The 7,669-nt window shown below is 44.9% G+C and carries 9 protein-coding genes and 1 pseudogene; 4 read left to right on the top strand and 6 right to left on the bottom strand.

The window, feature by feature from the left end; genetic code table 11:
* Positions 1-231: 231 nt before the first annotated feature.
* From ACR2PX_RS16170 to ACR2PX_RS16145, 6 genes are all read right to left on the bottom strand, one after another.
* Positions 232-915 (bottom strand): MOSC domain-containing protein, encoded by a 684-nt coding sequence (locus tag ACR2PX_RS16170; protein ID WP_434000387.1) that lies wholly within the window; start codon positions 913-915, stop codon positions 232-234.
* Between the two features lie 180 nt (positions 916-1,095).
* Complete coding sequence (locus ACR2PX_RS16165) at positions 1,096-1,464, bottom strand: MmcQ/YjbR family DNA-binding protein (RefSeq protein ID WP_434000386.1); 369 nt, start codon at positions 1,462-1,464, stop codon at positions 1,096-1,098.
* Positions 1,465-1,722: 258 nt separating this feature from the next.
* On the bottom strand, positions 1,723-2,835 hold the full coding sequence (locus tag ACR2PX_RS16160; protein ID WP_434000385.1) for a hypothetical protein: 1,113 nt from the start codon (positions 2,833-2,835) through the stop codon (positions 1,723-1,725).
* A gap of 60 nt (positions 2,836-2,895) precedes the next feature.
* The gene (locus tag ACR2PX_RS16155) at positions 2,896-3,519 is read right to left on the bottom strand and encodes a hypothetical protein (RefSeq protein WP_434000384.1); all 624 of its coding nucleotides are present in this window, start codon (positions 3,517-3,519) and stop codon (positions 2,896-2,898) included.
* A 415-nt stretch (positions 3,520-3,934) separates the two neighbouring features.
* The gene (locus ACR2PX_RS16150) at positions 3,935-4,384 is read right to left on the bottom strand and encodes a GNAT family N-acetyltransferase (protein ID WP_434000383.1); all 450 of its coding nucleotides are present in this window, start codon (positions 4,382-4,384) and stop codon (positions 3,935-3,937) included.
* Positions 4,385-4,454: 70 nt separating this feature from the next.
* Complete coding sequence (locus tag ACR2PX_RS16145) at positions 4,455-4,691, bottom strand: hypothetical protein (protein WP_434000382.1); 237 nt, start codon at positions 4,689-4,691, stop codon at positions 4,455-4,457.
* Between the two features lie 283 nt (positions 4,692-4,974).
* Here ACR2PX_RS16145 and ACR2PX_RS16140 point away from each other — a divergent pair, with 283 nt between their 5' ends.
* The 4 genes and pseudogenes from ACR2PX_RS16140 (at position 4,975) to ACR2PX_RS16125 (ending at position 7,575) form a co-directional block, all read left to right on the top strand.
* Positions 4,975-5,370 carry a cytochrome b562 gene (locus ACR2PX_RS16140; protein WP_434000381.1) on the top strand — a complete coding sequence of 132 codons (396 nt, stop codon included), beginning with the start codon at positions 4,975-4,977 and terminating at the stop codon, positions 5,368-5,370.
* Positions 5,354-5,857 (top strand): cytochrome b/b6 domain-containing protein, encoded by a 504-nt coding sequence (locus ACR2PX_RS16135; RefSeq protein ID WP_434000380.1) that lies wholly within the window; start codon positions 5,354-5,356, stop codon positions 5,855-5,857. Before ACR2PX_RS16140 ends, ACR2PX_RS16135 begins: the two co-directional genes overlap by 17 nt.
* A gap of 103 nt (positions 5,858-5,960) precedes the next feature.
* Positions 5,961-6,776, top strand: a pseudogene (locus tag ACR2PX_RS16130) (glycoside hydrolase family 25 protein).
* The gene (locus ACR2PX_RS16125; RefSeq protein WP_434000379.1) at positions 6,724-7,575 is read left to right on the top strand and encodes a hypothetical protein; all 852 of its coding nucleotides are present in this window, start codon (positions 6,724-6,726) and stop codon (positions 7,573-7,575) included. Before ACR2PX_RS16130 ends, ACR2PX_RS16125 begins: the two are co-directional and overlap by 53 nt.
* Positions 7,576-7,669: the final 94 nt, after the last annotated feature.

Genomic DNA, 7,669 nt, shown 5'->3' with positions numbered 1-7,669 from the left:
TAGGCATATGGCGGGGCGAGATCTTGGTAAACGGGAGCCTACGGAATCACTCAAATCTCATGCTGGGAAATTTGAATTATTGGATGCAGCCTGATTGTCAAGTGAGAAAAACTGCAGAATCGAGTGTTAGGAATAAAAGAGCAATTCCAGTTCAGTCCCGACCTTCATCTTTGTCAGCCCCCTGAATGAGATAGTAGAGAACTGGAGACCACACTAAGTTCAAATGATCGTTCAGGCATGCCCCAATAAACGAAAATTCCAGTTCTCTACTTTTCCTGTCTCCAGGCGCTCTATGACTTTATCCTTCCAGCTCTCCGACAACCTGTTTTGGTGCTTTAGCGCCTCAAGTCCATTCTTGCCAAGCGGGTCCCCAAAAAAACTTTCACAAACTTCCAGTATTGTCAGGGCATGGTTAACCCGCTCAATCAATTCCAATGGTTTGTTAGCACTCACCGCACCAGGTTGAATGACTCTGTATAACCAACCGCAACGGCTGTTGCCCTGCATATCAACAGACAAACCATCAATACCCCAGCGTTTATTGAGTTTGTGACAGGGTGAGCGAGGTTGACTCACTTCTATGACTGCCTCACCCCACTGGTAACGATCACCCAAACAAACAGTGTCTTCTGTCATACCTGCTGAGCTCAGGTTTTCTCCCATTCCTGAGGGCTTCCATTTAGCTGGCTCACCATACTTCTTGCTCCAATAGGTATAGTGTTCAGAAGGATAATGATGCAATGCTCTCTCTGGGCCACCGTGATGTCGCCTGTCAGCAGACTCATCGCCTTGCAAACCTTCGAAGGAAAGATAAATTTCCTCATTCACTTCTGATTTTTGAATCGCCGTTTCAAAACCAAAGCTCTGCTGAACGCGCCCTCGAAATACCTGACCAAGATAGTATTGTCTTATCATGCCAATCCTTCTAACTGCTGAAGATTCAGACGCAGAAGTGTAATTCCCTACAGCTTGATAGCACTACCCTTTTCATCTGATTTAATTATTTTCGAGCTGATTCTTTAAGATTGATCTTTATACAAGAAGTGAAAGTAATGAACTCAATAGCACCCTGATCTTTGACTGATGATACTTCAGTTATTCGTTTTGATTCAGACCCAGCTCTTTTTGCTTTTTCTTGGTCAGGCCCAGTGAAACCATACGATAGGATTCAGTAATGTAGTATTTTAACTCTTCATCCTCATCCCCGGGCACATCAAACTGCTGAATCCATTTCATTCCTCGAGAGGCAAGATAGGGAGCCGGCTGATAGCCCGGCTTTTCAGACAGGAAATGAAAGTTGGATTCTGAGGTCTTGAAGGTGAAAGCGGGCTTATCTGCTTTTCCCCAACCACCTACGGCAAATACCTTATCTCCCACTTTCCATACATGGGAGTCTCCCCATTGAATAACGTGAGAAGTCGCCTTGAAGCTAGCACAATAATCATTGAATTCGTCGTAAGTCATAAGGAATTTCATATCAGAGGTGTGATGACCTTATCTATACCATACACCTGTTACCGATTGGCAGTTAGCTGAGATAACAGCTGCAGTGGAAGGAAGAGTCCAAAGGATATATTTCGACTGATATCATGGGAGCGGGCTACTCTTCAGAGGTGTTACTGGAACTGCATTATGGTCGCTTAGCCTGCAGGAATAATTAACCCAGTTATCGCAACACACCCTGAAGATAAGGTTTTGACTCCAACCGTTCTTATGGATTCACTATCTGCACTGATAGAGCGTCGATATTTGCACCAGCGACTCTTTCAAACGGGCAGTCGCGTTACTGTCCTGCTCAAACCAGGCATTTCTGCCGCTCAACTTTCTCTCAGCATATCCCAACACGGAACAAGAGAGACTAATGTTGACAGACTGTAAGCGAATAGCCAGCTGCAATGTATGAGTGAACCACTTCAATCGCACATTATTTACCCACCGGGATCTTGAAGTCATATCCCCTCCCCTGGAGGTATCGATTACAGTACCATCAGGTAAACGAGGGGGCTTTTCAGAAAGACCTGCCACCAAAGCTATAGGGATATTTCTGGCTTCCAGACTCTCAAGCTGCTTTTCAAGTTCTGTGACCTGAGCTTCAAACTCAGCTAATTGCTTAGACAACTCATTGGATAGCTGTTTTTCTGAATCTAACAGGTCATATTCATTGAGACTTTGCAGAGTCAGCAAATCAGTATCGTTCAAAGCGCTGGCAATATTAGCAACCCGTCGTAAAAGAGTTTCAGCGCCAACGGAAACCGCCCCCTCTACCACTCTCGACTGATAACCTATAGCGGTACCTGCAGCAAAGGTCGGCTGGCCATTTTTAGCCATTTTCAATACAGAAGCGACAGAATAATCCGGAGTTTCTGAGCAGGTGTATTCACAAAACTGAAAATCAGGAAAAGGAGCGCATGTTCCCGGAACCGGATCAATACGGATAACAGGCTCACCTGCGGGTATGAAACCAAAATCAGCTTGAGTTGGATCAAAAGGTACCGAGCAGTCATAGGCTGTAGCTGTGCCATCACTCAAGGATACCGAATCCTTGGTTATTGACTTGACCATAAAATCAAAATAGTTCTGACCGCCATTATTCGAAGCATTCGCTTCAAGATTCCAGCTTTGGCCCAAACCATCAGCCAGAGCTGTATCATGGAATCGGATGCCGGTATTGTTCTCTTTGAGTTTAAAAGTGTCAGAACCGAAGTTCTCACCATTAACGCAATCAAGACCCACACACTTGTTGCCCTGAACGATCAGATCATCATTCTTAACAACAGCAGCAGACCCCCCAAGGGGTATTAACAACCCCAAATACACAATCTTTTTCGGTAACATAAAATTCTCGAATGGTTATAGCTGTTATACATTTCAAGTCAGGATAACGATCATTGAACGTTATTGACTCAGGGCATCAAGCCTTTCAGCAATACTCTCGAGACGACTACCAAGATTGTCCAAACGACCTTGTAAACTAGTTAATTCACCATTCAATGTATCGATATTCGATTGATTCTCGCTTTGCGCTATGGCTTCAAACGCCTTGAACTGTTCTAGATTGACAGCATCTGTGTCGTACACACCCTGGGCAACATTGGCTACACGTTTTTCATTACCGGCCGCCCCTACTGAAACAGCACTATCAACCAACTCTGCTCCTGCTCCAATGGCTACACCGCCCTCAGGAGTTGAAGACAGTTGCAGCACTTTATTCTGACTGTCAGCATCTTCAATATAAAAAATACTGTCACTGGTCTGTACCTGCCCGGACATCCCCATTCTCCAGTCATTCGTGGGAAACGAGGCCGAAACACTGGTATCTTGAAAGAAAATACTGGGGCTTTCCGCTTTCAGTTTAAGCGTATCAAAATCAAAGATTTCACCGTCATCACAACTAACACCGACACACTCTGACCCGTTAACAATATGATCATCAATAACGACAACATCAGCAGATATATGTGATGCCAGTAAAGTAATAGCCAGACAGCTTCCTGCAAACAATTGTTTTTTATTATTCAATGTCTTCTTTCCTTGTTTCAATAGAATGTTAACACTCTGAAAATGCATTTCAATCAGCAGAATTGATAGGCATAAATGTAAGTTAACAGAAATAAGTTTGCAGAAAAAAGATATTATCTAGAAACAGTCGTGTTATCTAAAACAAGACCTGTCAAAATCATAATCATTCAAAGATTAACTGATCAAGATCATGTACCGAAACCGATCTGATATCTACATTATCTCTTTTCATCAGTTACCCTTCTCGATGCTCTATAACCAACCTTGCTAAATCATACGCTGAGCTTGCCTATCTCATTCATTATCCAAGGAGCCTGTTGTATTTAAGCTTTCTATTAACGAAGTGACTTTTCTACTGCATAGAAAGACAATACCTTAAGGTGATTTTTCCGTTATTACTTTTCATATAAGAGTGTCAGATAACTCGTTTCATGGGTACGTAACGAATACCACTGCTTTCTAATTCTTCTTCAGTAGCTTTAAACCCCAGTTTTTCATAGAAACCAACAGCATTGATGGATGCTTTTAGCTCAATCGTTTCGGCGCCACTGATCCTTTGCATTTCAGTCACTAACTGTCTGCCAATACCCAGCCCCTGATATTCGGTGCTTACATAGAGTTGAGCGATATAACGACCTTGTCGCCAGGCGACATAACCAATAATTCTGCCTTCTGCGACAGCTTTAATGGCTGTATAAACGTCCTTATTAATGACTTGCTCAATGTCAGATCTGCGCACACGTCTCATTGTCTGTTGCCCTTCAGGATTCAAACATGGAATGACATGCTCCTCATTCACCGACTCGGCTAATTCAAGAATCTCAGACAGATCGCTGGCAACTATCTCTTTAAGGGTCAACTCCACTTCCTCTGATCTCCCTGACACAGTGTTCGAAGTTGGCAGACACTTTAGTAATCTGCCAGATCCCTCATTGCTATAGAGCTGCTGTCAAGCCTGCCAGAAGACTCAATGTAGAATAGGCTTTTACATCACTTCCATAGTTTTTCTTATGAAGATCGAACGCTTCATTAATATCATGGGTTTCAATGATATCACCCACAGTAAGAAACCCTTGATTAAACAGCTGCCTTTGCTCTTCCAGATACGTGCGTGCATATTGGTCAAGGTAAGTCGTCACTTCACCATTTGTGAAAAACTGCACTCTTTTCATTCCTTTCTCCCTGGATGACTCTCTTCACTATCAGCAGCTCCTCGCTGTCTGACTTTTTCCTATTCTGCCACTGGTCGAGCATAGGTGTATATACCTACCTTCCGTCGTACACCTTTCTTTATATTTCAGTAACAAACCTTTACCCGTTACTTTGAGAAGACTTACTTTTCAGACCTCAATCCAACAAAGCCTTTGGATCAAAAAGTTTTATGCAACCAGCCTTCTTATTTCTTTCCTGAGTCATTATGATGCTCAAGCGAAAATATTTATTCGGGAAGTTAAGATGAAATCGCTCGCCAAAGCCCTCTTTATACCACTGGCCCTGTCCGCTACCTTCATGGCGTCAATGCCTGCCTCTGCTCACGCTCACGAAGACCATGCCGTTGAGCTGAATGCTGAAATGAAAAAAATGAGCTTCAACTTCAAGCGCTCTGGCTCAGCTAAGACCATTGAAGATCTGCAGAACTACGTGACTGAGTTTCGTACACACGCCGAAAAAGCAAAAAATGCCGGTTATGCTGACGCACCTGAAGCGTTCCAAAAGGGTATTGATCAACTGCTGACCGGTCTGGCCGGTGTTCAGGCTGCGCTGGATCAAGAAGATCTGAAGCTGGCCAAGCAGAGAATGAAAAAGCTGAACGACATCAGGAAGAAGTATCATCGTGAGTTCGACGTCTAAAAGATTTCGATGGCCACGTGCCATCCAGTTAATTCACTGGATGGTTGCCGCCCTCTTTCTCAGTAACCATTTCGTGGTTGAGGGAGGCGATCAGTACCATGAGTATTTTGGCTGGAGCATTTTTGCTCTGGTGGGTCTGAGACTGCTCTACGGTTTAACCCTCGCTCCCAAGCCAGCTCGCCTCAAAGACATCAAACCTTCTTTCTCGGGTATTAAACAGCATCTTCATGAGCTGAAAACCCGCCAACAGGGAGAAGATGGTCACAACCCGATGGGAGCTATAGCCGTCTGGTTGATGTGGTCCACCCTGGCACTGGCAGCGTTTACCGGCTGGTTACAGGACACCGACTTTGGCTTTGAACACGGCGTCTATGAATGGCATGCCCTGCTGGTGAATGGCCTCTATTATTTTGTCGGCCTGCACCTTCTGGCTATATTCATGACTTCCTGGCTGACTCGGCGCAATCTGGTTAAAACCATGATCTAACGGCCGACATTAGCATTAGCTGAAAAGAATTTTCTCAGTCAATGTCGCCCTGATTACATTGATCGGATCATGCAGTATCAACGGTTCAAAGGATGGAACCCTGATGCCCCAGACAGCCAAACGCTACGGCTTTTATTTGTTGGATGCCCTGCTGTTGCTAGCCATTATTCACTGGCTCGACAGCAGTGCTATTCATCTTCTTGATCAATCTCCCCAAACCTCAACAATACAAGCCAGCACCAGCACGACTGCAGAAAAACAAACGGTTGCCACTAATCTGCCTGGCATTGATGCCTCCCATTATCAGGGCAACGTTGATTGGGAAGAGGTCTCCGAATCCTTTCATTTTGCTTTTGTGAAGGCCACTGAAGGGACTGACTATATTGACCCGGATTTCACCCAAAACATCAGCCGTATCGATGACACCGATCTGGCCTACAGTGCTTACCACTTCTATCCACCCGATGAAGATGGTCTGGAGTAGGCAAAGCACTTTATTGCTACCGTTCAGAAACTGAATTTTACCCTGCCCCCGGTTCTGGATGTTGAAGTCGCGCCTGATAATGATATCGCTGCTTTTCAACAGTCCGTAAAAAGCTGGTTGATTTTTGTTGAGAATATCATGGGCTGTCGCCCCATCATTTATTCCGATAAAAACTTCTGGAATGAATATTTAAAAGAGACCTTCAGCCATTACACCGTCTGGATCAGCGATTACAGCAACGAAAGATCGGATGTTGCCAGTATCAACTGGGCTTTTTGGCAATTCACAGATCAGGGAAAAACCGAAGGTGTTTCTGGATTTGTAGATCAGAGCCGCTTCAAAGGCAATGAAAAACACTATTCGCACTGGGAGACTGCCAGATATGACCAGCCAGACTCATACCCTGATCGCAAACAAGGGTTCTCTGTGGTTTAAGTATCTTTTACTGCTGTTAATGCTGGTTCTTGCTGTTTGCACTTCCTGGCTGGCAAGTACCGGTCAGCTGGCCTCTCTGGATGAGCGGCTACTGGGTAACCTTTTTCACTCCAATGATGCATTTATTGACAGCGCTGAAGATCGTGCTGAATCCATGACGCTCACTCTGTCCGAACTGCATGCCGGGCTCCTGGTTTTACAGAGCAGTGAATTTGGCATCAGTTTTATCGTTGATGCCAACATCCAGCTGGGCAATATCGTTGCCCAGGCAACCGACCTGGCGGCTTATGGCAGAAACTTTGCTCTGTTCAACCTGCTGGCTCTCCATGTGATCGACAATACCCTGAAGCTGGTTCAGTGGTTAACTCCCTGGCTGATTCTTGTTGGCCAAGCAGGTCTTCTGTCAATCCTGATTGCCGATACCTGGCTTTCCGCCAAAAACCGCTGGCATATGTCACTGATTCGCTTTGGTGAAGGTGCCGTAATTACCGTACTGCTGCTGGTGATTATTTTCCCGTTCTCAATCAATCTGGTCAGGCAATCCAGTGAAGCTGTCACCGAATCCCTTTATCATGAAAGCTACCAGGCTCTCCTGAATACCCAGGAACACATTCTGGGCAGTTCGAGTTCTGCATCGATCAAAGATGACGCCAGTGACTCTATAGCACTGTTCAAAAACGCCCGCGTTAAACTCTCCGAAAAATCCAGTTACCTGGCCAGCAATCTGACACGCTATGTAGCAGTGACCATGATGGAAGTCTTTCTTCTACCGCTACTAAAAACCTGCGACAATCAGTGATTCTCTGGGTTTATCTACACCGTCAACACGGCTGCATACCGGAGTATGTCTTACGCCACTCTTGTGTAGGGTTTAAGGTCGAGCTGTAACGTGT

The organism is Endozoicomonas sp. (assembly GCF_051008435.1).
Lineage (GTDB): Bacteria > Pseudomonadota > Gammaproteobacteria > Pseudomonadales > Endozoicomonadaceae > Endozoicomonas_A.
Note: the sequence above shows the minus strand (reverse complement) of the source record. Positions and strands in the feature narration are given on the sequence as shown.

Coding starts and splice junctions, on each gene's coding strand:
- ACR2PX_RS16170 (WP_434000387.1), bottom strand. CDS start 915: ATGATAAGACAATACTATCTTGGTCAGGTATTTCGAGGGCGCGTTCAG.
- ACR2PX_RS16165 (WP_434000386.1), bottom strand. CDS start 1,464: ATGACTTACGACGAATTCAATGATTATTGTGCTAGCTTCAAGGCGACT.
- ACR2PX_RS16160 (WP_434000385.1), bottom strand. CDS start 2,835: ATGTTACCGAAAAAGATTGTGTATTTGGGGTTGTTAATACCCCTTGGG.
- ACR2PX_RS16145 (WP_434000382.1), bottom strand. CDS start 4,691: ATGAAAAGAGTGCAGTTTTTCACAAATGGTGAAGTGACGACTTACCTT.
- ACR2PX_RS16140 (WP_434000381.1), top strand. CDS start 4,975: ATGAAATCGCTCGCCAAAGCCCTCTTTATACCACTGGCCCTGTCCGCT.
- ACR2PX_RS16125 (WP_434000379.1), top strand. CDS start 6,724: ATGACCAGCCAGACTCATACCCTGATCGCAAACAAGGGTTCTCTGTGG.